This window comes from Halobellus inordinatus, from assembly GCF_024498335.1.
In the GTDB taxonomy this organism is placed as follows: domain Archaea; phylum Halobacteriota; class Halobacteria; order Halobacteriales; family Haloferacaceae; genus Haloquadratum; species Haloquadratum inordinatus.
In genome coordinates, this window is the sequence record NZ_CP101825.1 from 1,768,959 (window position 1) to 1,794,325 (window position 25,367).

Genomic DNA, 25,367 nt, shown 5'->3' on the forward strand with positions numbered 1-25,367 from the left:
CCGACAGAGCGGCAGCGCTACCTCGACGCGCAGTCTATCATAGATCTGCATCTCCGAAAGGTAGGCTTAAGAAAGGTCACGACGAATGACGTGGTATTCGATGTCACTGCTCGAAGTAGATTCGATAGACGTCGCGTACGGCAACGTACAGGTGCTGTGGGACGTGAGCCTCACGGTCGAGGAGGGCGAGACTGTGGCCTTGCTCGGTGCGAACGGGGCTGGAAAGACGACGACGCTGAAGACCATCTGTGGCGACCTCGCCCCGATGGACGGCGAGATCCGCTACAAGGGCGAATCGATCGGCGACCTCCCTCACGAGGAGGTCGTCGCCAGGGGTGTCGCCCACGTCCCCGAGGGCCGCGAGGTGTTCACCGAGAGTACCGTTCGCGAGAACCTCGAACTGGGCGCGTATCTCGATCGCAGTCGGCTGAAAGAGCGCCTCGAAGACATCTACGACATCTTCCCACGGCTCGAAGAGCGCTCGAACCAGCAGGCCGGGACGCTCTCGGGCGGCGAGCAGCAGATGCTCGCGATCGGTCGCGGTCTGATGAGCGAACCCGATCTCCTGCTGCTCGACGAGGCCAGTCTCGGACTCGCGCCCGTCCTCGTCGACGACGTCTTCGAGGCCATCCAGCGCATCAACGACGAGGGGACGACCGTTCTCCTCGTCGAGCAGGACATCTACAACGCACTCCGCGTCGCCGACCGCGGCTACGTCATCAAGACCGGCGAAATCGCGCTGTCAGGAACGGCCGAAGAACTCGCACGCGACGAACGCGTCGAAGAATCCTACCTCGGCGCCTGAGCGGAGCAGTCTTTTCTGCGATCAGTTTGGCCGTCACTCACAGTCGCTTTCTCGCGGATCGTCCTGAGAGACCACCCCGAATCTCACAGAGCGGCTGCGATAGCGCACCGAGAGCGCAGAGCAAACGGAGAAGACGAGAGGCTCGTAACGACGTCGGGAGTGACACGCCGACCTACTCGGTCGCGGCGTCCGTGTCGGTGGTTTCCTCGACGAGATACTCCTTGATGAGGCCGTAGAGCCCCGTGGGGAGGAAGATGATGAAGAGGATGATGAGAATCCCCTCGACCGCAGAGGAGAACCCACCAACGATCGCCGAGAGACCGTTGTCGAGGAGTAAAAACAGCGCCGCGCCGAAGAACGGCCCGGCGAAGGTTCCCATCCCGCCAAGAATGACGATGACGAGCGAGTCGATCGTCCACGTGACGGCGAGCGTCGACTGGGCGTTGATGTAGAGCGTGTAGTGGCCATACAGCGCGCCGGCGATCCCCGCGAAGAACGAGGAGACGACGAACGCGTACATCTTGTACTTCAGCGGGTTGACGCCGAGACTGCTCGCGGCGTCCTCGTCGTCGTGGATCGCTTTCATCCCCAGTCCGGCCGGACCGCGGACGATGACGTACGTGGCCGCGACCGTGATGATCGTAGCGATGAGCGTCAGGAAGAACATCGTGTCGCCGTGGGAGACGGCCTCGCCGATCGAGAGGTCGCCGCTGACGTAGTAGCCGGTCGCGCCGCCGGTCAGGTCCCGTCGGTCCAGCATCACCAGTTCGATGACGGCCGCCAGCGCGAGCGTCCCGATGGCGAAGTAGTGGCCGCTCAACCGGAAGATGATCGGCCCGATGACGAGCGAGATGAGCGCCGCGGTGACTCCCCCGACGACGACCGCCGCGAGGATCGGCAACTGGATCGATTCGGGGAAGCCCGCTGCGGCGGGTGTCGTCAGCCACGCCGAAACGAATGCGCCCATCCCGAAGAACGCCGCGTGCCCCAGCGAAATCTGGCCGGCGTATCCGGCGAGCAGATTCCAGGAGACGCCGAGCATCACGAAGACGAGACCCGTCAGGATGAGCCCCGTCAGAGAGTCGGTCGTGGTGAACGGGACGACTGCGAGCGCTAGCACGGCGACGACGCCGAGCGCCTGGACGCGACGGTCCTCGGCGAGCGATTCGCCGGGAGCGCGCTGGAAGATGCTCATTACTCACCACCTCCGGAGCTACCGAACAGCCCTTCTGGTTTGACGAGCAGCACGCCCAAGAAGATGAGCAGGCTCACGACGTTGCGGTAGCCGCCACCGAGATAGAGCGCGCCGAGATTCTCCGAGACGCCGAGCACGAGGCCACCGACGAGCGTCCCGACGACGCTGCCAACCCCACCGAGGACGACCACGGCGAACGTTTTGAGCAGGTACGACCAGCCGACGTAGGGGTCGATCGGGAACAGCATCGAGAGCAGCGCGCCGGCCGCGCCGGCGAGTGCGGTCCCGATGCCGAGCGTGATGACGTAGATCTGGTCGGTGTCGATGCCCATATACTTCGCCGCCGTGCGGTTCTGGGCGGTCGCGCGGATGGCCTGACCCGTCTTGGTGTACTGCAGGAACGCCCAGGTGGCGACGATGAGCAGGACGGCCACGACGAACGTGACCGTCCGCGGGAACGACATAAACGCGATGCCGATGTCGAACCCGTTACCGGGGATCCCGATGTCGGCCGTTCGGGCGTCGCCGCCGAGGATGACGCGCCCGAGGTTCTGCAAGACGAGCGCGAGGCCGAACAGCACGATGATCGGCTGTTCTAACCCCTCGTCGACGACGTGCTTGAGCAGCACTTTCTGCAAGAGGACGCCGAGGCCGAACATCAGCGCCATCGCGAGTAGCATCCCGACGAGCGGGGTGATGCCGGTCGCCGTGAACACGAGAATCGCGACGTAGGCGCCGACCATCAGCATATGGCCGTGCGCGAGATTCACGATGTCCATAATCCCGAAGACGAGCGAGAGGCCCAGGGCTGCGAGGGCGTAGATCCCGCCCAACAGCAGCCCGTTGACGACCGACTGCGCCAGAAGATCGCTTGCAACCATCGTCAGGCCGTGGGTACGAAGGTGTCCCCTGCGTTCATCGCTCGCTCCACGGCGGGATGGGGTACTTGAAGTCGAGCGCGCGTTCGGAGTCCGTGTTCGGGTACGCGAGGCGCTGGGCGCCCTCCCACCACTGGCCGGTCGGGGCCGTCAGTTGGCCTTCCGTCGGCAGTCCGTTGTCCTCGAAGCCGAACGTGCCGATGACGGTCTGGAACTCCTCGTTGCGGAGCGCCTCCCGAATGGCCTCCGGTTCGACGGAGCCAGCCGCGGCGACAGCCTGTTCGGCGACCTGCGTCAGGTTGTACGAGCCGCCGACGTTCGCCGGCATATACTGGCTCTCGGTCTCGTAGGTCGACATATACGTCTCTCGGAGCTGTTGGTTGCCGTTGCCCGTGAGGCCGGGGACCCAGCCGGGACACATCAGCGCGTACGCGCCGTCCTGACCGAGTGCGGACCACCACGCCGAGGGGTCGGCACCGCGGACGAACTTGAGCATCTTCGGCGCCCAGTTGTTCGACTTCATCTGGTTGACTGCGGTGATGCCGCCGCCCGGCGTCGGGTTCGACAGCAGCACCTCGACGTTGGCGCTTTGGGCCTGCGAGATGAGCGTCGAGAAGTCCGAGGCACCGATCTCGAAGGTCTCGCGCATCACGATTTCGTAGCCCGCGTCGCCGAGTGTCTCTTCCCAGTAGTCGGCCTGCTCTTTCCCCCACCCGGAGTTGGGCTCCCAGATACCGATGTTGGTCGGTCGGTCCTCCTCGGGGACGAGTTCGATCGTCCCGAGCGTCGAGCGGGCGACGTCACGGGACTTCGGGAACGGAGCGAACGTCCACTCGTAGTTGCTGTTGCGGTGGGGCTCTTCGTACGCGAAGGCGATGCCGAGGAACGGGAGGCCCTGATTCTCGGCGAAGGCGCTCCCAGCCGTGACGAGCAGGCTGGAGAAGCTCCCCCAGATCATATTCACGTCGTTGTTGCTGACGATGGCCTGAAGCTGCTCGCGCAGCGTCTGGGCGTCGCTCTCGTCGTCGCGGAGAATGAGTTCGACCTCGCGGTCGAGTGTCTCGTTCATCCGCTCGACGCCGAGTTCGTACCCGCGCTTGAGGTCCTGTCCGAGCGAAGAGAAACTCCCGGTCTCGGGGACGGTCCCAGCGATCGTCAGTGGGGTGGTGTCCTCGCCGCTGTCGGTGCTTCCACCGGTTCCCGTATCGCCACCGCCGTCGCCGCCGTCGCCACCGTCGCCACCGTCGCCGTCACCGCCGCCGCCGAGCGTACACCCAGCGAGGCCAGTTAGTGCGACCGTACCGGAAGCCCCGGCACCTTTGAGATACGTCCGTCGTGGAAATGTGTCATCACGAGCCATACCGTGTGGGACAATAATTATAACGGAATATAAAACTGTATGGTATAGACCAGGTCGTCAACGCGTCTATCCAGTGATATCTCTGAAAGACTATTCTCCGGTCGTTCGCGTTCGCTCGTTCCGAAACGATGCCGGACGTCCGAAGCGAGGACGTCCGATCAGGGAGTTACCCAGGAATTACGAGGAGGGTTCGGCTTCGGCGTAGAGATTGAACGCCTCGAAGACCGGCCGATCGGTCATCGCGAGCAGCGTCGCTTCGCCGTCCGGTTCGTGATGGTGGATCTCGTCCGGCGGGACGATGAAGATGTCCCACTGACTCCACTCGAACGCCTCGTCACCGATGTGGGTCGCGCCCTCACCGTCGATGACGAAGAACACTTCCGTCATATTGTGGAAGTGCGGATCGGTCGCTTCCTGCATCAACTGCGCGCGGAACGACATCGTCGGGAACAGCGGCGGCTGACCCGTCGCCGGGTTGACGTACGAGAGGCTGTAGCCGTCGTTGGGGTCGGGATCGTCGTTGTCAGCGCGCTGGTGGAGCGACTGGACCATATCCGCCCACTTGAAGCGGTACGGCGGCGTCGGCTCCATATTGCCCTCGAACGGGCCGGGGATGTCGTCGGACTTCACGTCTTCCTGCGGCCGGCCGCGGCCGTACTGAGACTCCCAGTAGCCCTGGCTCTTCGTGACGGGCTGGCGTTCGAGTTCGTGGTACTCGAAGGTGTTCTTCGCGTTGAGCGAGTCGAGGACGAGCGGGAGGTCGAGGACGTCGAGCCACGCGGCGGTCTCGTCGCCGTCGTTGACGTGGTCGTGCCACTCCCACTGCGGCGTCGTGATGAGGTCGTTGTCCTTCATCGGGAACTCCTCGCCCGCGACGACCGTCTTCATATCCTCGTGGCCGTCGATCGTGAACCGCAGCGCGTTAGCGCCGTGGCGGTGCGAGGGTGCCGTCTCGCCCGGCGACACCGTCTGGACGCCCACGTAGATCGTGTTCGAGATGGCGTTGGCGGTGTTGATCGGGACGGCGACGCGTCGCTGGAATCCCGGCGGCAGATCCGCGATCGGGACGTCGCGCTCGATGGCGTCGATCGCCTCTTGGATGTCTTCCCACTTCCAGATGTCCGCCTCCGGGTCCTCGAGGACGTGCCCCATATCGTCCTCGACTTCCCAGAGCGGCTGGAGGTCGTGCTCCTCGAGAATACTCCGGGTGTCAGAACTCATCTCTAGGAGTTCCTCTGGCTCTTGCTCTGCCATAGTGAAATAATTGTGAAACGCGATAATAAGTGTGTTGGACGTGGCCACGTTGCACGATCGACGGACCCGTCGCTGCGGGGGCTGTGAGGCTGTCAAATGCCGATTTCGCTGTCTGGTTATCGTCCCGTCTCGACCGCTCTTCGACCCCTCAGGCTTCCGCTTCTGCTTCCGCGTTCGCTTTGGCCTGCTCGAATACTTCCTCCGTCGAGAAGACCGCTCGGCAGTCTTCACAGACCATCTGCCGCTGGATCCCGTACTCCCAGAGTTTCCCGCCGCAGTTCAGACAATCGAAGTGCGCCTCGACGAACGGATCCTCCGCTGCGTATGGATTCTCGAACTCCGCCATACCTTCACGTACCCACGTAATTCCTAAAAGCGTATCGCTACCTTCGATGATCGACACGGCGAATCCGCGGCGAGTTGCAGGCGCGAAAGTAGCGTTTGTAGGTCTTCGCGCCCCCCATCGAACACTGTCTTCGGTCGGGCGTACGGTCTTGTGAATACACGAGAGATGGCTGAGCAGGGAGTCGCGACGGGCTTATACTGTCGGATGGAGGTTCGTGAACCATTTTGGCACCCACGGGGTGCCGATGATTTTCACATCGCTCTGACCGACAGTATTAGTCGTCGGCGTATTCGAGAAGCGAGTCTCGGAGGTCTTCGGGCAGTTCGATCGCGCTCCCGCCGCCGACCTCCGCACAGACTCGCTGTTCGTAGCCCTCGAACGCGAGCGTGTCATCGACGTAGGCCTCGTAGTTGAAGCGAACGCTGCGACTCCCGACGTCCGGCGTCAGCGTGACTCGAACGTCGTCGCCGGCGTTGATGGGGTTCCTGAACTCGAAGTTCATCTCGACCAGCGGCAGCCCGAAGTCGTGCTCCTGCGAGAGCTCCCAGAATGGGTAGCCGATCTCCTGCATAAACATATCTGACGTCTCGTGGAGCGCATCCACGATACGCGGATAGTGGGCGATGCCGAAGGGATCGGTGTCCGAGAACCGGACTGTCCAGATACGTTCGAACATTAGTGATCCTCCAGTACGACGAGCGCGTCGAGTGCTATCACTCCATCGGTTGTCGCCAAGACGGGATTGACGTCCAGTTCGGCGATCGGGTGCTCGGTGACGAGGTCGCCGACGGTGGCGATCGCATCCGCGAGCGCATCGACGTCCGCCGGCTCGCTTCCCCTGTACCCTTCGAGTAGCGGCAGGGACTGGAGTTCCTCGATCGCCGAGCGGGCCTCGGCGCGGTCGATCGGGGCGATCCGGTGGCTGGTGTCCTCGAATATCTCCGTGAACACGCCTCCGAGCCCCGTGAGTACGACCGGCCCAAAGGACGGATCGCGGATACCGCCGACGATCACTTCGGTCCCGCGGTCGAGGTCCATCGCCTCCTCGACGAGGACGTCGGCGTCGATCCCGCGCTCGTCTGCGGTCGTGAGGATCTCGTCTGCGGCATCCCGAACCGCGTCAGCCGAGTCCAGTCCGACCGCGACACCGATGCCGCCGGCCCAGTCGCTCTTGTGCGTGACCGCGGGCGAGGAGACCTTTACGACGACCGGGTAGCCGATATCCTCGGCCGCGTCGACGGCGGCGTCGGCGTCGGCACACACCGCGAACGAGGGCGTGTCGATGCCGGCCGACGCGAGGAGTTCCTTCCCCTCGGCCTCGGTCAGCGTGTGACGGCCATCTTCCCGTGCGGCCGCGATGGGCGCCGGCGTCTCCTCACTCATCGGCGGTCACCTCCGGTTCGGCGGCGTCGCCTACAGCGGGCGTGGTCTCGGTCCCCCCGTCAGTCGCGGGCTGGCCCGCCTGGAGTTGCGCGTAGCGAGCCAGCGTGCCCGCGGCGTCGGCGGCGCGCTCGGGCGTCGCGAACGTCGGGACGCCGGCGGCTTCGAGCGCCTCGCGCTCCTCGGCGAGCGTCTCCTCGATTCCCTCGGTCGCGAACAGGACCGGCTTGCCGACCCGCTCGGCGAGCCCGTCGAGGTCCTCGACTGGGAGGCCCAGCGCCTCCTCGAACAGTTCGTAGACGAGCACGATGTCGATGCGGTCGTCCTCGGCGACGGCCGTCACGATCTCACCGAACTCGGGCATCGGCCGACCGGTGTCGACGGGGTTGTCGGCGTAGGTCACGCCCGGCAGGATCTCGTCGACGCGCTCTTGGGTCGATTCCGAGAGCTTCGGCAGCCGGCCGCCGGCGCGCTGGATCCGATCGGTGATGATGATCCCCGGGCCGGCCTGCGCAGTGACGACACCGACGTTCGGTCCGCCCGGCGTCGGACAGTCGCCCAGCGCCGCGGCCGCGTCCATCAGGTCGTCGGTGGCGTCGACCGTCGGCGTGCCGTACTGCGCGAAGCCCGCGGTGTAGAGTTCGTGATCGCCCGTGAGCGCGCCCGTGTGGGACTCGGCGAAGTCGCCGACGTCGGATTGACCGACCTTGTAGGCGATGACCGGCGTGTCGCTCGCGCGGCAGGCTTCGAGGAGACCCCGACCGTCGTCGGTCCCCTCGACGTGCAGGACGATGGCGTCCGTGTTCTCGTCCCCGTCGAAGTACTCGATCGTCTCGGCGAAGCCGACGTTGGCGCGGTTCCCGAGTCCAACCATCGCCGAGATGCCGCGGCCCTGGCGTCGCGACTGGTACGCGAGCGTATGCGCGACGCCACCGCTTTGCGCGAGGATCGCGGTGTTCCCGGCCGGGATCTCCTCGACGCCGCTGGCGAACGAACAGCGGAGGTTTCGCGCCGGCACCAGGAAGCCGCTCGTGTTCGGCCCGAGCAGTGAGATACCGTGTTCGTCGGCGATTTCGACGATCGTCTCCTGTAGCTCCTCGCCTTCGTCGCCCGCTTCGGCGAAGCCGCTCGAATAGAGGACGACGGCGCCGACGCCCGCCTCACCGCACTCTTCGAGCACGTCGGGGACGGCCGGTCCCGGGACACAGCAGAGCGCGAGATCCACGTCGTCGTCGATGTCGGTCACTGACGAGACGAACTCCGATCCGAACAGCTCGCCCGACGCTGAGGGGTTCACCGGATACACCGGTCCGTCGAATAGGGCGGCGTTCGCCATCGCTTCGTACCCGATCTTTCCCTCGACCTTCGAGGCGCCGACGACGGCGACCGCCGAGGGTTCGAACATCTGTGTTAGAGTCACGCTCGCACATATACTCAACACCATCAAAGCGTTTTCCCTACTGTTCACGGTCGGCGACTGTCCGACTCGTTGACGAGCGAACCGTCAACGAGCAAGCAGCCGGGCATCCGGTTGACGTGCTTTCCACAGTGTGACCTGCTTGCACATTCCGTAAGTTTATCTGCGTGGCTTGGATACCGATCGATAATGACGTTGTTGGAAGGACGAGGGCTGACGAAGAAGTTCGGCGGGGTCGTCGCCATCGAAGACGTCTCCTTCACTGTCGATCGGGGTGAGGCAGTCGGCCTCATTGGGCCGAACGGAGCAGGAAAGAGTACGCTGTTCCGAACGATCTCGGGAGTCCATCCGCCGACGGAGGGACAGGTGTTCTTCGACGGGGAAGACATCACGGGCAAGACCCAATACGAGATCTGTCACCGCGGACTCGCGAAGACCCACCAGATCGTTCGGCCCTTCGAGAGCCTCTCGCTCCTGGAGAACGTCGCTGTCGGCGCCGAGTTCGGCGGCCGCGAGTTCGACGACACGCGTGGCCGGGCGGCCGAGATGCTCGAGTTCGTCGGCCTCGAAGAGCAGATGCACGCCGATCCGGGCGAACTCAGCGTCGGTCAGCTCAAACGCCTCGAAATTGCCCGCGTGCTCGCGACTGACCCCGAGATCGTCCTCTTCGACGAGGTCGCCGGCGGTCTCGACCCCGAGGAGACCGAAGGCATCATCGACCTCGTCGGCGACATCATCGACGAGGGCAAGACCGTCTTCCTCATCGACCACGTGATGCGCGCGCTGATGACCGTCAGCGAGCGCGTGATGGTGCTGGACAACGGGAAACTCATCGCCGAAGGCACGCCCGAAGAGATCCAAAACGACGATCAGGTCATCGAAGCCTACCTCGGCGAACACGCCGGCAAGGACCTCTCCGACGCGGTCGCTGGCGACTGATAACGGTTATCGCAACCACTGTGAGCGGTCGCTGTTTCTCTTCGTTCTCCCCTCGGTTTCAGTTCCGAAACGGACGTCGTTGTGTCCGGCGACAGCCGCGTCCGTCGCCCGCGACTACCGCTTGCCGGCGAAGTCGACGAACGCCGCGATCTTTTCGCTCGCGTCCTCGGTCACGCTCGATCCGTGAAAGACGAGGCCGACGTCGAAGTCGTATTCGAGGAGGTTCGACAGCTCCGCGTCGGCGGTCGCGAGGTCTTCGGAGTAGTACGCCGTCGGCAGGACGAAGTAGCCGGCCGGGAGGCCGCGGGCGTCCGATCCGAACAGCGCGTCCCCAATGACGGCGATCCCACGCGACTCGTCGACAAGCGAGTGGTGGCCCGTCGCGTGCCCGGCGACGGAGACAGCGGTGAACGGCCCGACGTGGTCACCGTCGCCGAAGCGGTGATCCACGTCGACGTCGACCTCGACGTCCTCAGGGACCCACGTTTCGAGGTCGAAGCGCGCGACGAGGCCGGCGAGACCGCCCACGTGGTCGGGATCGCCGTGCGTGATGACGACCCGCTCGGGCGTGATACCCAGTTCTTCGGCGGCGGCAGCGACGACGTCGACGGTGTCCTCGAAGCCGGCGTCGACGAGCGTCGGCGTCTCGCCGTCGAAGAGGAAGACGCGCCAGCGCGCGTCGTCGGCTACCTTCACGGTGATGTCGTACACGTCCGGTGCGATCTCTGTGATCTCTCGCGCTTCTGTCATCGTCTCTGCATACGCCACCGTCCTTGATAAACGTACACCGACACCGACGACGGCGGCAGCGGGGACCGGGCGACGGCGAGCGCATCGACAATCTCATTGTGGTTCACGGTGACACGAGTGACAACGAATACGTATGTCTGATGGAATTTCGGCACGGGCATCCGAGACGCTCCCGGTCGATGCGGCCTGGCTCACGCTCCCCGCGGGCCTCCTCGCGGCGGGTAGCGTCGTCCAGTTCGCGCCGTTGGCGCCCGACGCCGCGCGGATGCTCGCGATCACGCTTTTCTGTGTCGTGCTGTGGATCGGATCGCCGGTCGACCCCTGGTTCACCGCGCTGCTCGGCATCGGCCTGATCGGCGTCGGCTTCTCGACGGAACTCGCGCTGACGGGCTTTCGCTCGCCGGCGACGTGGCTCGTCGTCGTCGGCCTGCTCATCGGCGAAGCGGCGAGTGCAAGCGGCCTCGCGGAACTCGTCGAGCGGACGGCGCTGTCGTGGATGCCCGATCGCATCGCCACCGACGCAGTCGCCGTCTATCGGTATCTGCTCGTCGTCCTCTCGGTCGGGAGCCTCGCTCTCGCGGTGCTCGTTCCCTCTTCGCTCGTGCGCGTCCTCATCCTTGCACCGATCCTCAGCTCGATGGGCGATATGTTCGAAGAGCGCGGCGCGAAGGTCGGCATCTTCCTCGGCCCGCTCTTTGCGACGTACTACGGCGCCTCGGGGATTCTGACCGGAGCGCTCCCGAACATCATCGTCACGGGACTCGTCGAGTCCGGCGGCGGCCCGGCGATCAGTTGGACCCAGTGGACGCTGTGGATGGGACCTGTAATGGGGATCGGGCGCGTCGTCGTCGTCGTCGCCGTCACGTATCTGCTGTATCGACCCAGTGACCGCGAGGCGATAGCCTCGCTCGGACAGCGCGACTCGAAGGGGCTCTCCTCGCGGGAGCGCCGAATGCTCGTGTTCCTGCTCGTCGGCGTCGCGATCTGGGCGACAGACTTCATTCACGGCCTGCACCCGCTCTTCGGCGCGGTCGTGGTCGCGCTGCTCTCGTTTACTCCCCGGATCGGCGTCATCGACCACGAGGCGATCGGCGAGACGGACTTCTCGATTCTCTTTTTCCTCGGCGCGATCTTCGCCATCGCCGAAGGCCTCCAGCGGACGAACTTCACCGACCTCGCCGCGGAGACGATGCTGTCGTATCTCCCGGCCGACCCGTCGCTGCCGCTCGTGCTCGTCTTCGTCGTGGCCGTCTCGATGCTCCTGGCGTTCGTGATGGAGGGGATGGCCGTTGCGAGCGTCATCACGCCCATCTTCGTCACGTTCGCGAACAGTGCCGGAATCCCGCTCGTGCCGGTCGCGATGATCGAGAGCGTGGCACTGAACGCCTACTTCTTCCCGTACCAGTCGGCCGTCCTCGTCGCGATCCTCGGCCTCGGCGTCGTCGACTCGATCGAACTGAGCCGGATGGCGAGCGTCTGTACGATCGCGACGCTCGTGTTCTTGGTCCCGATCCAGATCGCGCTGTTCGTACTCTTCTTCTGAATCTCCGCCCGATTCCGCCCGTGTCGGCAGCGCTTCGGCCCGGAAAAACACAGTCGCCGCAGCCGGATTTTGTATCTGAAAACGCGCGTTAGGCGAAGTGCTTTTCGACCAACTGCTCGCGCATAATTGTCCCCGTATCCGTCCGCGGGAGCGCATCGTGGGTGATCGCGTACTCGCGGGGACGCTTGAAGTCCGCCAGGCCGTCGTGTTGCAGACAGTACTGGTCGAGATCCTCGTCTGAGACGCCTGCTCCCTCTGCGACGACCACGACAGCCGTGACGACCTCGCCCCACTGGTCGTCGTCCCGACCGAAGACGCACGCCTCCTCGACGTCCGGGTGGTTGCCGAGGACGCGTTCGACCTCGGCGGGGTAGACGTTCTCGCCGCCGCTGACGATCATATTGTCGACGCGGTCGACGATGTAGAGGTAGCCCTCCTCGTCGACGCGGGCGACGTCCCGCGTCCGGAGCCAGCCGTCGAAGTACGTCTTCTCGTCGGCGTCGGGGTTGTCGATGTAGCCGTCCGACATCCCCGGACCGCGGGCGATGATCTCGCCGCGTTCGCCAGCATCGACGGTCGCCTCGGGGTCGGGGTCCTCGGCGAGCGAGACGGACTCGACGACGCGGATCTCCCAGGAGAACGACTCCTTGCCGATCGTCCCCGGGTGCTCCTCCTGAACCTCCGGGTGCGCGAACGTGAGGTCCGGTCCGGCTTCGGTCATCCCGTAGGTGTTGTACACGTGCTCGCTGAGGTACTCGTGAGTCTCCTCGATGAGGTCGTCGGTGACGATTGACCCGCCGGTGCGGATGTACGACAACGAGTCGGTGTCGTAGGGCTCGCCGCCCTCGCGCTGGATGCCGTTGAGGGATTTGAGCTGTGTGGGGACGGCCAGCAGGCCGGTCACGTCGTGGTCGTCGATGAGTTCGAGCGCTTCCTCGGGGTCGAACGCCGAGTGCAGGACGACGGTCGCGCCCGCGACGAAGTGCGGATAGAGCCACGCGTCGGTTGTGACCATATGGTACCACGGCGAGGTACACAGCGCGACGTCGGTCTCGTCGATGCCGTGCTCCATTATCACCTGGATCGCACCGTACCAGAGCTTTTCTTGGTCGAACGAGACGGCTTTCGGGACGCTCGTCGTCCCGCTCGTGTACAGGACGGCACACTCATCACCCGCCGGGAGCGACGCGTCGAGATCGGCGTCGGCGTCGGCGAGGACCGCCTCGTAGGATTCGACGTCCTCGTGGTCGACGTCCCGGTCGCCGGCGTGGATGGCGACGTCGAACGCGCCGCGGTCGAGGAGTTCCAGCGCGTCGTCGGCGTTGGCGTCGTCGAAGAGGAGCGCTTCCGCCGCCGCGGTCTCGGACATTCGTTCCAGTTCGCCAACGGTCGCCCGATAAGAGAGTTGCGCCGTCGCGACGCCCCGTTTGTTGCCGGCCAGCATCGCCTCGATAGCCGACACGTGGTTGATTGCGAGCACGGCGCACCGCTCGGTACCGACCCGTTCTGTGAGCGCGTTCGCCAGCCGCGTGCTCCGCTCGTCCAGTTCGGCGTACGTGAACGAACGGCCGTCGTCGGTCACGAGGGCGAGTTTGTCGGGATAACAGCGAACCGTCCGTTCGAGGGCGTCACCAAGTCTCATAGTAGGTCTGTTAGAAACCACCAAGCCTACCGCGACATTAATTGTTTTGATTGTCCCATATCAGTATTTGCACGTTTCAGCCGCCGACACGGCGCGATACGGGCTGTATACAGTATTGTTTGCGCCGGACGACGTGCGATATCGGCCCCGCAGGGACGCCAAGACGACGCGTCGCACTTATCACCGACGGCACGGAATCGGCGCGTATGGCACCGACGTGGGAGGACTTCGGCGCGCTCGGCCGCCTGCTCGCGTACGTCCGACCGACGTTTATGCTCCCCGCAGTCGGGATGTCCGCCTACGGTGCTGCGCTCGCTCCCGCGTCGTCGTTCGCTCTCGTCCTCGCCGTGCTCCACGCCGTAACTGTCGGCCTCGCGCTGTTCGTCGCACACCTTCGGGACGGACTCGTCGATGGCCACCAGCGCGGCGAGGAAACGCCGCTGCTCTCCGTCGCAGGGTTTCGCTGGAGCATCGGTGTCGGCGCCGCCGTCGTTCTCGCGCTCGCCGCGATACTGCTGGTCGCTGGAGGCGTGATCGCCGCGGCCTCCGCCATCGCGCTGCTCGCGCTCGCACTGTTGCACGCGCCATACCTCGATCGACACCCGCTGACGGTGACAGTGGACTATCCGTTCGGGATTGGTATCGCGATCGTTGGCGGCTACGCGACGCAGACCGGCGGCGTCGCCGTGGCCGTCGTCGCCGTCGCGGCCGCCTTCGGCGCGTTGCTCTCCGGCATCAAGATCGGGATCGACCGCCTCGACGCGGCGTTCGATAGCACCATCGACAAGCGGACGATCCCCGTCGCGTACGGGGCTGCGAACGCTGACAGAATCGCGTTCGGCGTCTTCGGTGGGACCGCACTCCTCACTGTTGGGTTCGGAGCCGCTGGCGTCGCCGGCACGGTCGCACTCGTCCCGGCGTTCGCGCTCGCCGCTGCGGCCGTCCCAGTCGGGTGTCTCGCGGCGACAGCGCTCGCGACCGACGAGCGCGCCGTCCAGATCCAGATGGCACTCACGTACGTCTTCGCCGTGCTCCTGTTTCTGTCGACCTGCGGCGGCGAGTGTGCGGGCCTAGACCTCCTGCAGCGGGCGCTCGAAGTGCTCTCCGGCTCCTAATGGGGTCGGAACGACACTCAGCGATATGCGAGCGTCAGATCGATCTCGTCGGTCGCCGCCCGCAGGTGATCGAGAATCTCGCCCTCACACCGCTCTTTCGACATCCGGTGGGCGGGCCCGGCGACGCTCAGCGCACCCTGTATCTCGCCGTTGACCATCAGCGGGACGCCGATCGCCTGGATCCCTTCGAGGTCCTCACTGAGGTTGAGGGCGTAGCCCTGCTCGCGGATCTGTTCGAGTTCGTCGTAGAGACGCTCCCGATCGGTGATCGTGTTCTCCGTGCGTGCAGGGAGCCCGTGCTCGTCGACGATCCGTTCGACTTCCTCGTCCGGCAGGTGCGCGAGGATCGCTTTCCCGCCGGAGTTGAAGTGCATATGCACCTGCGTGCCCAGAATCGTGTTGACGTCGATGTCGTTGTCGCCGCCGCGGCCGTAGACGTAGATCGCTTTGCCGTTCTGATGGGTGATGAGCCACGACATCTCGCCAGTCTCCGCTTCGAGTCGGTCGACGGCGAACATCCCCGACTGGAAGATGTCGAGTTGGCTGCGGACGTACTGCCCGTACTCGAAGAACTTCAGCCCGAGGTGGTACTGTTGGCCTCGTTTGACGACCAGGCCACGGTCCCGCAGCGTCGTCAGGTGACCGTGAACCGTGCTCTTGGCGATGTCGAGCCCCTCAGCCAGTTCGGTGACTCCGGCACCGTCGAGATCTTGGATGTGTTCGACGATGTCGAATAGCGTCTCGTCGGACTTGATCCCTCGTCCTTCGTTCGGTCCCTGTTCCATACCAACTCTCACTGGACGATAGACAAGTATTTGTCGTGTACGTGGCAGTCGGTACTTCACTACAATTTCACCGGGAGACAGAACTATTATTCGATGTCATCGAACACAGAAGCAGTATAGCAGCGAACATAACAACCGTACGGGTGTTACCACGAGCGTGTTCGAGATTTTCGAACGGGATTCTCGACTCGGCGCGCGAAATTCGACGGTTCAGCTATGTTCACTCATTGCACGACAATCTGTCCCGTGTTAAGGGACAGCAATTTGTTCGACAGCATCGAACAGATCACGGCGAGGCGTCTCGCCCTAACCCGGCGTCGCGGAACCGCGCAGCCAGTTCGACGTACGTCTCGTTCGTCTCCTCGATCTGCGCCAGTTGTGAGTCGGTGAGAGGGCGCGTTTCCGCGGGCGTGCCGTACGCCAAGTGTCCAGAGGGAATGGTCTGATCTTGCAGTACGACTGCGTTGGCGGCGACGATACAGTGATCTTCGACGGTCGCACCACCCATCACCGCGCTCTGCATCCCGATCAGCGAGTGATCCTCGACGTCGGCGTAGTCGACGACGGCTCCGTGGCCGACAGTCACGTTGTCGCCCAGCGACGCGCCGTGAAGCGTCGTGAACTCCTGGACGTTCGTCTCTTTCCCCACGTCGACCATCGTCCCGTGGCCACGCAAGCAGACGTACGGCCAGATGCTCGCTCGCTCGTCGACGGCGACGTCGCCCACGAGATACGCCATCTCGGAGACGAAGGCACTGTCTGCGACCTCGGGTTCGGACCCCTCGAACGCTCGTTGCATACGTCTGCTACCCAGATCCGTGAGTATAAACCCAGGTGCCGTCCGGTGACGTGAGGTGTCGCTCTACCGTCCCGTTATCCGGAACGAAATTCGGCCACGTCGAACAGCCTTCGGGAGAGTGCGGTACGGCCGTCGGATCCGAGGCGGGGAATCACCGAACTCACCGCCGAAATATAAGTAGGTGGCCGATGCAGAGAGGGTATGGTTCGAGTACTACTCGCACTCGACGACGACATCCCGCAGGCGCACGCACAGACGAACGCGATCGAAGATATGGTCGAGACGGCCAGCGGCGCGGAAGTGTTCATCCTGCACGTCTTCAGCGACAATCCGGAAGGCGCGTCAGTCCAGCAGGTCGAAGCCGTCCGCGAAGCCCAGGACCGACTCGAAGCCCTCGGCGTCGACGTCGAACTGCTCGAAGCGAGCGGGTCACCCTCCGAAGAGATTCTGGAGTACGCAGCGGAGTACGACGTGGATCAGATCTGCGTCGGCGGTCGAAAGCGCTCGCCAGCGGGGAAAGCCCTCTTCGGCAGCGTGACGCAGGACGTGATTCTCGGGACACACAAACCCGTGCTCGTCTGCGGAAGCGAAGAGGAAGACGAAGAGTAACTCGGCGCAGGGTCGATCGACCCCGGTCCCGTTCGCCGCTCGTCCGAGATATCCGACGACGACCGTCGCTACTGGTCGCCGATCGCCGAGTCGAGGTTCCGTTCGAGGGCCTCGACGCTCCGACGGATCTCTGCGACCTGTTCGGTCTGTTGTTGGTTCGCCGCCGCGAGTTCGGCGACTTCGTCGGCGATCCGTTCGACACCTTCGACCGTGGTGCCGAGCATCGCAGAGATGTCTTCGGCGCTCGTCGCCTGCTCGTCGGTCGCGGTCGCGATCTGCTCTAACTGCTCTGAGACGTCCGCGATCGCCGACTGGATCTCCCGTTGGTTCTCGTTGACCGTCTCGATCTGGCGTTCGATTTCGTCGACCCGTTCTGTGGTCTGTTCGATGCCGTCGATCGTGTCGGTCGCGATCGTCGCGATCGACTCGACGAGCCCTTCGATCCGATCGGCTTCGGTCTTCGACTCGGCCGCAAGCGACTTCACTTCGTCCGCGACGACGGCGAATCCGTCGCCCGCTTCGCCGGCCCGAGCCGCTTCGATCGACGCGTTCAGCGCGAGGATGTTGATCTGATCCGCAATGTCGTCGATCACGGCGACGACGTCGTCGATCTCTTCGACGCGTTCGGCGAGGTTCGCGGCGTCGTCGGCCATCCGGTCACTCGCGTCGGCGACATCTTCGACGGTCCGTAGCAGTTCCGCGGTCGACTCCTCGGACTCGGTCGCGAGATCGGCCGTCTCGGAACTCTGTGAACTGATCGTCTCGACGCTGGCGGCGACTTCCTCGGTCGTGGCGCTGAACGTCTGGATGTCGTCGTCGACCTCTCTGACGTGTGCCGCTTCCTGTTCGGCGACGTCGGCGATCACGTCGACGTTCGTCGTGACCTGTGAGGACGCCGCTTCGAGTTCGCCGACCGTATCTTCGAGGTCCTCACTGACTTGTTTCTGGACGTGCTCCATCGACTTGCGCTGTTCGACGATGTCCGTCACGCGGCTCACGACCTCGAACGCGCCGACGACGTCCCCGTCGGGAGCTGACAGCGGGATGCCGGTCGCGCGGACGTGCCACTCCTCTCCCTCCTCGTTGGTCCCGGACCTGATCTCTGACTCGCGGACGGTTTCGCCGGTGCGAGCGACCTCCTCGGCGAGCGTTTCTGTCGTGCTCTCAGTGCCGATGATTTCGTTTGCGGGTCGCCCGAGCACTTCCTCAGGGGAGAGACCCATAAACTCCGCGTGCTCGTCGTTCCAGTGAGTCAGTCGGCCGTCGTCGTCGACGACGAGCACCGGCTCGGGAAACTCCGCGGCGAGTTCGTCGAAGAGGTGTCGCCAGTAATCGCGTTCTGCGCGATACCGCTCGGCCTCGTCGTAGTCGTCCGGGACGTCCGGAGCGAGAGAGGCTGTCTCGATCGGGGGTGATTGTGTCATTGCGAGGTGCGTATCCGTGTCACTATTTAACTGATTCGCACAGTTTTCACAGCTGATATTCGTATCTGGCCCAGGGGAACGCCGCTAGAGGGTAGTGCACGAACGGGAGTCCCGTTTCTGTGGTGGCACGACAGCGCAGACGCTACTCGTAACTCCGCCGCTTGACGAGCGCAGTGGCCTCGTAGCTGACGACGACGTCGTCCTCTTGGTTCAGCCCCTCGAAGTACGTCGTGACGTAGCCTCGGTCGTCGTGTTCCGAGGACGGACGTTTGTCGATAATTTCGGTATGGAGGTGCAGTCGGTCGCCCGGTGCAACCGGTTCGCGCCAGCGGATGTTGTCGGCACCGACGCCGGCCAGCGCCGCCAGCGGGTCGGGGTCTTCCGTGAGCAGTCGCATACACATCGCCATCGTGTGCCATCCCGAGGCGACGAGTTCCCCGAAGACCGAGTCCGCGGCGGCCTCCTCGTCCGTATGAAACGGCTGTGGGTCGTACTTTTCGGCGAACTCCTTGATCTCTGCTGCCGTCACGTCGTAGGCGCCGAACGTCGCCATCGAACCGACCTCGACGTCCTCGTAGTACCGCATATTCTTCGCACGCTCGCCCACGTCGAAAACCCTTCGACGCCCGGAACGGGATAGGGCGGGGCCGAGCGCGAACTGCGTTCAGCGGCGGATGTGCAGCAGCGTACCGCAAAGGTTTACGTGGGGTAGTCCGAACGGTGTGGTATGGCGCAACAGTTCGACCTCGAAGAGGCTGCTGAGGAGGCTGAGGACCTACCGGACCCGCGAGAGATCGTCTCGAAGGACGAGGAGATCCCGATCGAAGAGCTGTTCGACGATGACTTTATGCAGGAAAACACCGACTTCGACACCTTCGAGGAGATGGTCGCAGCGAGTCCCTCCGACGCGACGTCGGCGGACGACCTCGAACTGGTGCCCGACGGTGAGTGGGACGAGTTCGTCGCCGAGACCACCGTCTTCGACGACGAGGAGGAGATGGTGTTCGCCGTGCGCGACCACTGGGTCGCCGAGAAGCTCGGTCTGAACTAACCACGCTGGCCGGCGGCGCGGATCGCGACGCCATTTTCACGCCGACAGCGCTCGCTGTATCCAACAAAAACGGCCGTGTTCGGCCGTCTCCGCCCGAGTCAACCACAACGATTATGAGGTACGTGTGGTAACAGATGCATAGACACGATGAGTTCAAACGATGCCGACCAGCCAGTGTTGATCGCCGGTGCCGGACCCACCGGAATGACTGCGGCCCTCGCGCTTCACGCCCGCGGCGTGCCCGCAGCGATCATCGAGGCGGACTCCGAAGATCGTGACCGCGCCGGCAGCCGCGCGATCTACGTTCACGGATCGACGCTCCGGACGCTCGAACGGATCCACCCCGGACTTGGAACGGACCTCGTCGAGGAAGGCCTCGTCTGGCCGACCCGTCACACGATGTGGCGCGGCAAGACCGTCTTCCGACGCACCTACGACAACCCCGGCGGCGACGGCGAGATCCCGCACTTCACGAGCCTGCCGCAGGTCGTCACCGAGGAATATATGCACGAAGCTCTCGACGAAGTCGGCATCGACATCCACTGGGACGCCGGCGTCGAGAGCGTCGAATCGACGCCCGACGGCGTGCACGTCGAGACCGCAGACGGCCAGGAGTGGGAGACGCCGTACCTGATCGGTGCCGACGGTGGGGGCTCGCAGGTCCGCAAGGAGATCGGTGCCGAGTTCGAGGGCGAGCAGTCCGAGAACTCCTTCATCATCGTCGACGTCAAGACGCTCGACGACAACACGATCGAAGAGGAGCCGATCCCGTTCGAGCGCCTGTTCCACTACGACTCTCCGAACGCCGACGGCCGCAACGTGATGCTCGTGCCGTTCACCGGCGGCTGGCGGCTCGACATCCAGTGTCTCGGCGACGACGACCCCGAGGAGATCTCCAGCGACGAGCAGATGCGGGAGTTCGTCGGCAAGATTATGGGCGAGGAGTACAAGGACAACATCCAGTGGACCTCGACGTACAAGTTCCTACAGGTCCAGGCCGACACGTTCATCGACGAGAACCGCCGCGTCCTGCTCGCTGGTGAGGCCGCACACCTGCTCGCGCCGTTCGGCGCCCGCGGGATGAACTCCTGCGTCGCCGACGCCGACGAGGCCGCCTCGGCCGTCGCCGTCGCGACGCGCTCGAACGACGCCGTCGCTCGCGACGAGGTCGAACTCTACGCCGCCCGCCGAGAGCGCGCGGCCGAGTACAACATCGAGGCCGCCGGTCAGGCGCTCGATTACCTCCAGGGCGACACGCCCGTCACCGTGCTCCGCAAGGAGGCCGCGGCGTCGCTCGCAGATTACTTCGAGCCGGCCGGCGAGTACCTCGACGACGCGCCGTACGGTCCGCACACCCCGCCGCCGATCGCCTCGACCGGCCGCGGCAACTACTGAATCGCCCGCGTCACATCGGCGGTCGGGATCCGCCGTTCGTTTCTGACCCGGCAGCGAGGAGCGCAGCTCCGCAGGTCCGTCTCGTGTAGACGGTAACTCGGGTCGCGATCTGTCGTCTGTCTACTATGTGTCCAAAAGAGACGAGTGAGCCGACGGCTCCCCTCAGTAGTTCCGGTAGATGAGGTCGCGCTGAATCGCGCCGACGCCCTCGTAGATCATCGGCATCCTCGCGTCGCGATAGACGCGAGCGATGCGGTTCTCGTCGAGGAGGCCCTGTCCACCGTGGAGCTTCATCCCCGTTTCGGCGCACTCGGCGGCGACCTCAGTGGCCTTGGCTTTCGCCATCGCGGCCCACCGCTCGGCGTCTTCGCCTGCCATCACGTGTTCGACGGCTCGCCAAAGCAGCGCCCGGGCGCTCTCGAACTCCATCCGCATCTCCGCGAGATCGTGCTGGACCGACTGGAAGTCCGAGACGGTGCGGCCGAACTCCTCGCGGTCGTGAACGTAGTCCCACGCCTCTTCGATGGCGGCCGCGGCGAGTCCGATCCCCTGGGCGGCGACGCGAACGCGCCCGTGGTTGAAGAACTCCGCGACCATCCGGAACCCATCACCGCGTTCGCCGATGAGGTTCTCCGCGGGCACGCGGCAGCCGTCGAACGTGATATGAGCCTGCTCGGAGGCGCGCATCCCTATCTTCTCGGGGATGTGCTCGGCCTCGTACCCCTCGGCGTCGGTCGGGACGATCAAGAGCGAGTGGTTACCGTGTCGGTCGTCGGTGTCCTCGGTGCGGACGTAGACGGTGATCCAGTCGCCCGAGATTCCGTTCCCGATCCAGTACTTCTCGCCGTTGATGACCCACTCGTCGCCGTCGCGGTGGGCAGTGGTTTCCATCCCGGCGAGGTCGCTGCCGGTGTCGGGTTCGGAGATCGCCATCCCGGTCCGCTGTTCGTACTCGGCGATAGGTCTGAGGTAGGTCTCTTTCTTCTCTTCGCTGCCGAACGCTTCGATGATGTTGGTCCCGAAGCTCTGGCCCATCAACGCGAGTCCGATCCCGGCGTCCGCCCGGAAGAACTCCTCGGCGGTCGCGACGACTTCCGCGAGCGAGCGCCCGAGCCCCCCGTAGGCGGGGTCGATTTCCTGCGCAACGAGTTCGGCGTCGCGTCCGGCCTCGACGACGTCGACCGGGTACGATCCCGACTCGAAGTACTCGGCTGCGACGGGGCGGATGTGTTCGTTTGCAAACGACCGAGCCTGCGATTTCACGTCGTGTGCGTCCTCGGGGACGACGGCATCTGTGAGTATATCGGATTTCATATCTTTGTGTTGTGGTGTTTAGTATTCGTAATCTATTTTCGTGTACTTTCTATCACTCGTCGAGCGGGAGTTCACCCTCTGTCTCAATGAACTGCTCGCGGAGGTCCTTCTTGTCGAACTTGTGCGTCGTGGTCTTGGGAATCTCGTCGACGAACCGGAAGACGTCCGGGAGCCACCACTTCGGGAACGTGTCGAGCAGGTGTTCCCGCAGTGACTCCTCGTCGACGGCTGGATCTTCGGTCACGACGAACGCGACCGGCCGTTCCTGCCACTTCTCGTGCGGCACGCTGACGACGGCCGCCTCGGCGACGCCGTCGGCGTCGATGAGCGAGTTCTCTAGCTCGACCGAGGAGATCCACTCGCCGCCGCTCTTGATCGCGTCGTCGATGCGGTCGACGATGTCGAGGTAGCCGTACTCGTCGATCGTGCCGACGTCGCCCGTCTTGAACCACCCGTCGTCGGTGAACGAGTTCGCGTTCGCGTCGGGGCGCTCGAAGTAGCCGTCGGTGAGCCACGGCGACCGCGCGTGGATCTCGCCCGGCGTCTCCCCGTCGTGCGGAACGGGATCGCCGTCCTGGGTCCGCAGGCGTATGCGCGCACCCGGCGCGGGGATCCCAGCCTTCCGCTTGAGTTCGTAGCGCTTCTCCTCTGGGAGGTCCTGCATCTCCGTCGTCTCGAAAGTGTTCGCTAGGTGCGGCGAGGCCTCTGTCATCCCGTAGCCCTGGTAGATGGGCGCCTCGTACACTTCCTCGTACTTCTGCATCAGCGACGCCGGCGGGGCGCTCCCGCCTGTCAGCACGCGGTCTAAGCTGTCGAGCGGTTCGCCTGCGACGGATTCGAGGTAACTGTCCATCTCGATCCAGATCGTCGGGACCGCGGCCGCGGCCGTCACGTCCTCGGCGTCGATGAGGTCGGCGACGTCCTGGGGGCCGGTGTGTTGCCCCGGTAAGACCAGCTTCGACCCGTAGAACGTCGCCGAGTACGGGAAGCCCCAGCCGTTGACGTGGAACATCGGCACGACCGGCATCACCGTGTCGTTCTCGCCGACGCCGAAGACGTCGACGTGGCCGTGGACCAGCGTGTGCAGGAACATCCGCCGGTGGCGGTACTGGACGCCCTTCGGGAGGCCCGTCGTTCCCGAAGTGTAACACAGCGCGAACTCGCGCTCTTCGTCGAGTTCGGGCCAGTCGTACTCGGTGTCGTAGCCCGCGATGAACGACTCGTAGTCGACGACCGATTCCAGCGAGGTCTCGGGCACCTCGTCGTCGATGACGACGTACTGCTCGACGGTTTCGAGGTCGTCGGCGATGGCCTCGACCGTGTCGAGGAACGCGGGGTCGACGAACAGCATCTTGTCCTCGGCCTCGTTGATGATCTCGACGAGGTGGTGTTCCGGCAGCCGGTGGTTCGTCGTGTGGATGCTCCGGCCGCTGCAGGAGGGTCCGAAGTACAGTTCGTAGTGGCGGTAGTGGTTGACCGCCATCACCGACACGCGATCACCGAGGTCGAGACCGTAGTCGTCGAGTGCGTGCGCGAGCTGGCAGATGCGCTCGTAGGCGTCCGCGTAGGTGTACCGGTGGAGCGAGCCGTCTGAGAGCTTCGAGACGATCTCTTTGTGGTCGAAGAGATCGACCGCGCGTTGCAGGAACTTCGTGATCGTGAGCTCGTAGTCCTTCATTGCTCTGCGGGCTCGAATCGGTAGAACACTCGTTCCTGGTCGGTCGGGCCGTCGATGTCGACGATCTTCAACTGCACGGGGTCGCCGATTTCGAGGTCGTCGTACTCCGCGTCGTCGATGCGGGCCGACAGGCGCACGTCGCCGATGTCGACGACGCCGACGACGAACGGTACGTCGTCTTCCATCCCGATCGGCGCGCCCGCGCGAAGCGTCGAGAACGCGAACAGCGTCCCCTCGTGTGGCAGGTCCACGTATTCGAGATCGTCGCTCTGGCACTCCGGACAGACGATCCGGGGCGGGAACTGCAGGTCGCCGCAGTCCCGACACTGCGTCGTCGTCAACTGGCCGTCGCGGAGATTGTCGTAGAACTCGTGGATCTCCGTGTTCGCCTCGTCCTGCAGCTCGTAGAAGTCGAGCAGTCGCGGTAGCTCGATCGTCTCCGGAATCTCGACGACGTCTCTGTCCGTCCCGTGGTCGTTGTGGTTTTCGTCGCTCATTGTGGTCGCCCTCGCGCGAGAGTCATCACGCTGTGCACCGAGGCGCTGCCGCTGAGGTTGTGGATGAGTCCGGCCTCGGGGTCCGGCACCTGCCGTTCGTCCTCGACGGTTCCGCGGAATTGATTGAAGATTTCGAGCGCCTGTGAGACGCCGGTCGCGCCCAGCGGGTGCCCGCAGCCGAGCAGCCCGCCGCGCGGATTGACGCCGATGTCGCCGTCGAGTTCGCTGCGGCCGTCCTCGATGAACTGTCCGCCTTCGCCCTTCTCGACCCAGCCGAGGTCTTCGTACTCGATGATCTCGCTGATCGTGAAGCAATCGTGGACCTCCGCGACGTCGAGTTCGGCGAGCGGGTCGTCGATCCCGGCCTGTTCGTAGGCCTGCTCTGCGGCGGTCGTCGCCTGCGGCCACGCCGACATCGACGGGAGATTGTTGATGGAGTTGCTCGCCATACACGCCTGACCGCTGCCCGTGATCCAGGCGGCCTCGTCTGTCACCTCTCGGGCTTTCTCTTCGCTCATTAGGATCAGCCCGGCCGCGCCGTCGGTGACGCCGCTGCAGTCGTACAGACACAGCGGCGGCGACAACTCGAAGGAGTCGACGACGTCGTCGACGGATATCTCCTTTTGGTAGTGCGCGAACTCGTTGTGGGCGGCGTGGCTCTTGTTCTTCGCGCTGACGCGCGCCATCTGTTCGCGCGTGGTGTCGTACTCGTGCATATGCCGCTGGGCGATCATCGCGAAGTACGGCGGCGCGTTCAGCCCGTTGACGCCGTCGAACTCCCGGTCCATCACGTTCGTCATACTGGCCTGCGTCTCGGCCATATGCTCTCGCGGGAGGTTCATCTTCTCGACGCCGAGCACGAGCGCGGTGTCGAGTTGCCCGGACGCGATCGCCAGCCAGGCGTAGCGCAGCGCGGCCTGCCCGCTCGCGCACGCGAGTTCGGTCCGCGCGATCATACTGTCGACGTCGACGCCGAGGAGTTCCGCCACCATCGGCGCGACGTGCGTCTGGAAAGCGAACCGCTCGGGCTGGACGGAGCCGACGAACAGTCCTTCGATGTCTTTCGGTCCCACATCTGGGACGTCATCGAACGTCGCCTTGCCGGCCTCCTGAATGAGGTCCTTGTAGCTCGCCTCGCGGACGCCCCACTTCGCGTGGCCGCCGCCGACGATGCCGACGTTACGCGTCATC

The 25,367-nt window shown here is 64.5% G+C and carries 25 protein-coding genes; 7 read left to right on the top strand and 18 right to left on the bottom strand.

From position 1 onward, the window contains the following. Positions 1–106 precede the first annotated feature (106 nt). Positions 107–805, top strand: a complete 699-nt coding sequence (locus tag NO362_RS09135; RefSeq protein WP_343218096.1) for an ABC transporter ATP-binding protein — start codon at positions 107–109, stop codon at positions 803–805. A gap of 172 nt (positions 806–977) precedes the next feature. Here the strand turns inward: NO362_RS09135 and NO362_RS09140 are convergent, their stop codons facing one another. The 8 genes from NO362_RS09140 to NO362_RS09175 form a co-directional block, all read right to left on the bottom strand. Next, a complete protein-coding gene (locus NO362_RS09140; protein WP_256544986.1) occupies positions 978–2,000 on the bottom strand; it encodes a branched-chain amino acid ABC transporter permease in 1,023 nt (340 codons plus the stop codon). Further along, complete coding sequence (locus tag NO362_RS09145) at positions 2,000–2,881, bottom strand: branched-chain amino acid ABC transporter permease (protein ID WP_256544987.1); 882 nt, start codon at positions 2,879–2,881, stop codon at positions 2,000–2,002. Before NO362_RS09145 ends, NO362_RS09140 begins: the two co-directional genes overlap by 1 nt. Before the next feature lie 34 nt (positions 2,882–2,915). Continuing rightward, positions 2,916–4,238, bottom strand: coding sequence for an ABC transporter substrate-binding protein (locus tag NO362_RS09150; RefSeq protein ID WP_256544988.1), 1,323 nt, complete (start codon positions 4,236–4,238; stop codon positions 2,916–2,918). Positions 4,239–4,415: 177 nt separating this feature from the next. Beyond that, complete coding sequence (locus NO362_RS09155; protein ID WP_256544989.1) at positions 4,416–5,492, bottom strand: cupin domain-containing protein; 1,077 nt, start codon at positions 5,490–5,492, stop codon at positions 4,416–4,418. Between the two features lie 148 nt (positions 5,493–5,640). After that, a complete protein-coding gene (locus tag NO362_RS09160) occupies positions 5,641–5,838 on the bottom strand; it encodes a hypothetical protein (RefSeq protein WP_256544990.1) in 198 nt (65 codons plus the stop codon). Positions 5,839–6,112: 274 nt separating this feature from the next. After that, on the bottom strand, positions 6,113–6,514 hold the full coding sequence (locus NO362_RS09165) for an acyl-CoA thioesterase (RefSeq protein ID WP_256544991.1): 402 nt from the start codon (positions 6,512–6,514) through the stop codon (positions 6,113–6,115). Then, on the bottom strand, positions 6,514–7,221 hold the full coding sequence (locus NO362_RS09170; RefSeq protein ID WP_256290658.1) for an acetate--CoA ligase family protein: 708 nt from the start codon (positions 7,219–7,221) through the stop codon (positions 6,514–6,516). The genes NO362_RS09165 and NO362_RS09170 overlap by 1 nt, the downstream gene beginning before the upstream one ends. Continuing rightward, entirely contained in the window at positions 7,214–8,638 is a 1,425-nt protein-coding gene (locus tag NO362_RS09175) for an acetate--CoA ligase family protein (protein ID WP_256544992.1), read from the bottom strand. The genes NO362_RS09170 and NO362_RS09175 overlap by 8 nt, the downstream gene beginning before the upstream one ends. A 186-nt stretch (positions 8,639–8,824) precedes the next feature. Here NO362_RS09175 and NO362_RS09180 point away from each other — a divergent pair, with 186 nt between their 5' ends. After that, positions 8,825–9,574: an ABC transporter ATP-binding protein gene (locus NO362_RS09180; RefSeq protein ID WP_121570207.1), complete on the top strand. Its 750-nt coding sequence runs from the start codon at positions 8,825–8,827 to the stop codon at positions 9,572–9,574. 114 nt (positions 9,575–9,688) lie between these two features. Here NO362_RS09180 and NO362_RS09185 read toward each other — a convergent pair whose 3' ends face one another. Next, positions 9,689–10,324: an MBL fold metallo-hydrolase gene (locus NO362_RS09185; protein ID WP_256544993.1), complete on the bottom strand. Its 636-nt coding sequence runs from the start codon at positions 10,322–10,324 to the stop codon at positions 9,689–9,691. Between the two features lie 133 nt (positions 10,325–10,457). On the opposite strand from NO362_RS09185, the gene NO362_RS09190 reads away from it, so the two are divergent. After that, a complete protein-coding gene (locus NO362_RS09190) occupies positions 10,458–11,867 on the top strand; it encodes an SLC13 family permease (protein ID WP_256544994.1) in 1,410 nt (469 codons plus the stop codon). 88 nt (positions 11,868–11,955) lie between these two features. Here the strand turns inward: NO362_RS09190 and NO362_RS09195 are convergent, their stop codons facing one another. Next, complete coding sequence (locus NO362_RS09195) at positions 11,956–13,509, bottom strand: class I adenylate-forming enzyme family protein (protein WP_256544995.1); 1,554 nt, start codon at positions 13,507–13,509, stop codon at positions 11,956–11,958. A gap of 206 nt (positions 13,510–13,715) precedes the next feature. Between NO362_RS09195 and NO362_RS09200 the strand changes: the two genes are divergently transcribed. Further along, positions 13,716–14,624: a UbiA prenyltransferase family protein gene (locus tag NO362_RS09200; RefSeq protein ID WP_256544996.1), complete on the top strand. Its 909-nt coding sequence runs from the start codon at positions 13,716–13,718 to the stop codon at positions 14,622–14,624. Positions 14,625–14,641: 17 nt separating this feature from the next. Here the strand turns inward: NO362_RS09200 and NO362_RS09205 are convergent, their stop codons facing one another. Continuing rightward, a complete protein-coding gene (locus NO362_RS09205; RefSeq protein ID WP_256290665.1) occupies positions 14,642–15,409 on the bottom strand; it encodes an IclR family transcriptional regulator in 768 nt (255 codons plus the stop codon). Between the two features lie 286 nt (positions 15,410–15,695). Continuing rightward, a complete protein-coding gene (locus NO362_RS09210; RefSeq protein ID WP_256290666.1) occupies positions 15,696–16,208 on the bottom strand; it encodes a gamma carbonic anhydrase family protein in 513 nt (170 codons plus the stop codon). 201 nt (positions 16,209–16,409) lie between these two features. On the opposite strand from NO362_RS09210, the gene NO362_RS09215 reads away from it, so the two are divergent. Then, positions 16,410–16,817 carry a universal stress protein gene (locus NO362_RS09215; protein WP_121570212.1) on the top strand — a complete coding sequence of 136 codons (408 nt, stop codon included), beginning with the start codon at positions 16,410–16,412 and terminating at the stop codon, positions 16,815–16,817. Positions 16,818–16,885: 68 nt separating this feature from the next. On the opposite strand, the gene NO362_RS09220 is transcribed toward NO362_RS09215, so the two are convergent. Together NO362_RS09220 and NO362_RS09225 are read right to left on the bottom strand one after the other, a co-directional pair. Then, positions 16,886–18,241: a methyl-accepting chemotaxis protein gene (locus NO362_RS09220; protein ID WP_256544997.1), complete on the bottom strand. Its 1,356-nt coding sequence runs from the start codon at positions 18,239–18,241 to the stop codon at positions 16,886–16,888. A gap of 142 nt (positions 18,242–18,383) precedes the next feature. Next, positions 18,384–18,827 carry a MaoC family dehydratase gene (locus tag NO362_RS09225; RefSeq protein ID WP_256544998.1) on the bottom strand — a complete coding sequence of 148 codons (444 nt, stop codon included), beginning with the start codon at positions 18,825–18,827 and terminating at the stop codon, positions 18,384–18,386. Positions 18,828–18,968: 141 nt separating this feature from the next. Here NO362_RS09225 and NO362_RS09230 point away from each other — a divergent pair, with 141 nt between their 5' ends. Beyond that, positions 18,969–19,292: a hypothetical protein gene (locus NO362_RS09230; RefSeq protein WP_256544999.1), complete on the top strand. Its 324-nt coding sequence runs from the start codon at positions 18,969–18,971 to the stop codon at positions 19,290–19,292. Between the two features lie 147 nt (positions 19,293–19,439). Continuing rightward, a complete protein-coding gene (locus tag NO362_RS09235; protein WP_256545000.1) occupies positions 19,440–20,687 on the top strand; it encodes an FAD-dependent monooxygenase in 1,248 nt (415 codons plus the stop codon). 162 nt (positions 20,688–20,849) lie between these two features. Here NO362_RS09235 and NO362_RS09240 read toward each other — a convergent pair whose 3' ends face one another. From NO362_RS09240 to NO362_RS09255, 4 genes are read right to left on the bottom strand one after another with little or no spacing between them, the layout of a single operon-like run. Then, positions 20,850–22,001, bottom strand: coding sequence for an acyl-CoA dehydrogenase family protein (locus NO362_RS09240; RefSeq protein ID WP_256545001.1), 1,152 nt, complete (start codon positions 21,999–22,001; stop codon positions 20,850–20,852). Positions 22,002–22,053: 52 nt separating this feature from the next. Beyond that, positions 22,054–23,679, bottom strand: coding sequence for a long-chain fatty acid--CoA ligase (locus tag NO362_RS09245; protein ID WP_256545002.1), 1,626 nt, complete (start codon positions 23,677–23,679; stop codon positions 22,054–22,056). Beyond that, a complete protein-coding gene (locus NO362_RS09250) occupies positions 23,676–24,176 on the bottom strand; it encodes a Zn-ribbon domain-containing OB-fold protein (RefSeq protein WP_256290674.1) in 501 nt (166 codons plus the stop codon). Before NO362_RS09250 ends, NO362_RS09245 begins: the two co-directional genes overlap by 4 nt. Continuing rightward, positions 24,173–25,366, bottom strand: a complete 1,194-nt coding sequence (locus NO362_RS09255) for a thiolase C-terminal domain-containing protein (protein WP_256545003.1) — start codon at positions 25,364–25,366, stop codon at positions 24,173–24,175. The genes NO362_RS09250 and NO362_RS09255 overlap by 4 nt, the downstream gene beginning before the upstream one ends. Between the last annotated feature and the right edge of the window lies 1 nt (position 25,367).

What these genes read in the sequence shown, in the direction of transcription:
- NO362_RS09160 (WP_256544990.1), bottom strand. Translation starts at nt 5,838, where the DNA reads ATGGCGGAGTTCGAGAATCCATACGCAGCGGAGGATCCGTTCGTCGAG.
- NO362_RS09255 (WP_256545003.1), bottom strand. Translation starts at nt 25,366, where the DNA reads ATGACGCGTAACGTCGGCATCGTCGGCGGCGGCCACGCGAAGTGGGGC.
- NO362_RS09200 (WP_256544996.1), top strand. Translation starts at nt 13,716, where the DNA reads ATGGCACCGACGTGGGAGGACTTCGGCGCGCTCGGCCGCCTGCTCGCG.
- NO362_RS09165 (WP_256544991.1), bottom strand. Translation starts at nt 6,514, where the DNA reads ATGTTCGAACGTATCTGGACAGTCCGGTTCTCGGACACCGATCCCTTC.
- NO362_RS09180 (WP_121570207.1), top strand. Translation starts at nt 8,825, where the DNA reads ATGACGTTGTTGGAAGGACGAGGGCTGACGAAGAAGTTCGGCGGGGTC.
- NO362_RS09205 (WP_256290665.1), bottom strand. Translation starts at nt 15,409, where the DNA reads ATGGAACAGGGACCGAACGAAGGACGAGGGATCAAGTCCGACGAGACG.
- NO362_RS09230 (WP_256544999.1), top strand. Translation starts at nt 18,969, where the DNA reads ATGGCGCAACAGTTCGACCTCGAAGAGGCTGCTGAGGAGGCTGAGGAC.
- NO362_RS09210 (WP_256290666.1), bottom strand. Translation starts at nt 16,208, where the DNA reads ATGCAACGAGCGTTCGAGGGGTCCGAACCCGAGGTCGCAGACAGTGCC.
- NO362_RS09235 (WP_256545000.1), top strand. Translation starts at nt 19,440, where the DNA reads ATGAGTTCAAACGATGCCGACCAGCCAGTGTTGATCGCCGGTGCCGGA.
- NO362_RS09245 (WP_256545002.1), bottom strand. Translation starts at nt 23,679, where the DNA reads ATGAAGGACTACGAGCTCACGATCACGAAGTTCCTGCAACGCGCGGTC.
- NO362_RS09195 (WP_256544995.1), bottom strand. Translation starts at nt 13,509, where the DNA reads ATGAGACTTGGTGACGCCCTCGAACGGACGGTTCGCTGTTATCCCGAC.
- NO362_RS09215 (WP_121570212.1), top strand. Translation starts at nt 16,410, where the DNA reads ATGGTTCGAGTACTACTCGCACTCGACGACGACATCCCGCAGGCGCAC.
- NO362_RS09225 (WP_256544998.1), bottom strand. Translation starts at nt 18,827, where the DNA reads ATGCGGTACTACGAGGACGTCGAGGTCGGTTCGATGGCGACGTTCGGC.
- NO362_RS09185 (WP_256544993.1), bottom strand. Translation starts at nt 10,324, where the DNA reads ATGACAGAAGCGCGAGAGATCACAGAGATCGCACCGGACGTGTACGAC.
- NO362_RS09220 (WP_256544997.1), bottom strand. Translation starts at nt 18,241, where the DNA reads ATGACACAATCACCCCCGATCGAGACAGCCTCTCTCGCTCCGGACGTC.
- NO362_RS09250 (WP_256290674.1), bottom strand. Translation starts at nt 24,176, where the DNA reads ATGAGCGACGAAAACCACAACGACCACGGGACGGACAGAGACGTCGTC.
- NO362_RS09240 (WP_256545001.1), bottom strand. Translation starts at nt 22,001, where the DNA reads ATGAAATCCGATATACTCACAGATGCCGTCGTCCCCGAGGACGCACAC.
- NO362_RS09170 (WP_256290658.1), bottom strand. Translation starts at nt 7,221, where the DNA reads ATGAGTGAGGAGACGCCGGCGCCCATCGCGGCCGCACGGGAAGATGGC.
- NO362_RS09190 (WP_256544994.1), top strand. Translation starts at nt 10,458, where the DNA reads ATGTCTGATGGAATTTCGGCACGGGCATCCGAGACGCTCCCGGTCGAT.
- NO362_RS09145 (WP_256544987.1), bottom strand. Translation starts at nt 2,881, where the DNA reads ATGGTTGCAAGCGATCTTCTGGCGCAGTCGGTCGTCAACGGGCTGCTG.
- NO362_RS09155 (WP_256544989.1), bottom strand. Translation starts at nt 5,492, where the DNA reads ATGGCAGAGCAAGAGCCAGAGGAACTCCTAGAGATGAGTTCTGACACC.
- NO362_RS09140 (WP_256544986.1), bottom strand. Translation starts at nt 2,000, where the DNA reads ATGAGCATCTTCCAGCGCGCTCCCGGCGAATCGCTCGCCGAGGACCGT.
- NO362_RS09150 (WP_256544988.1), bottom strand. Translation starts at nt 4,238, where the DNA reads ATGGCTCGTGATGACACATTTCCACGACGGACGTATCTCAAAGGTGCC.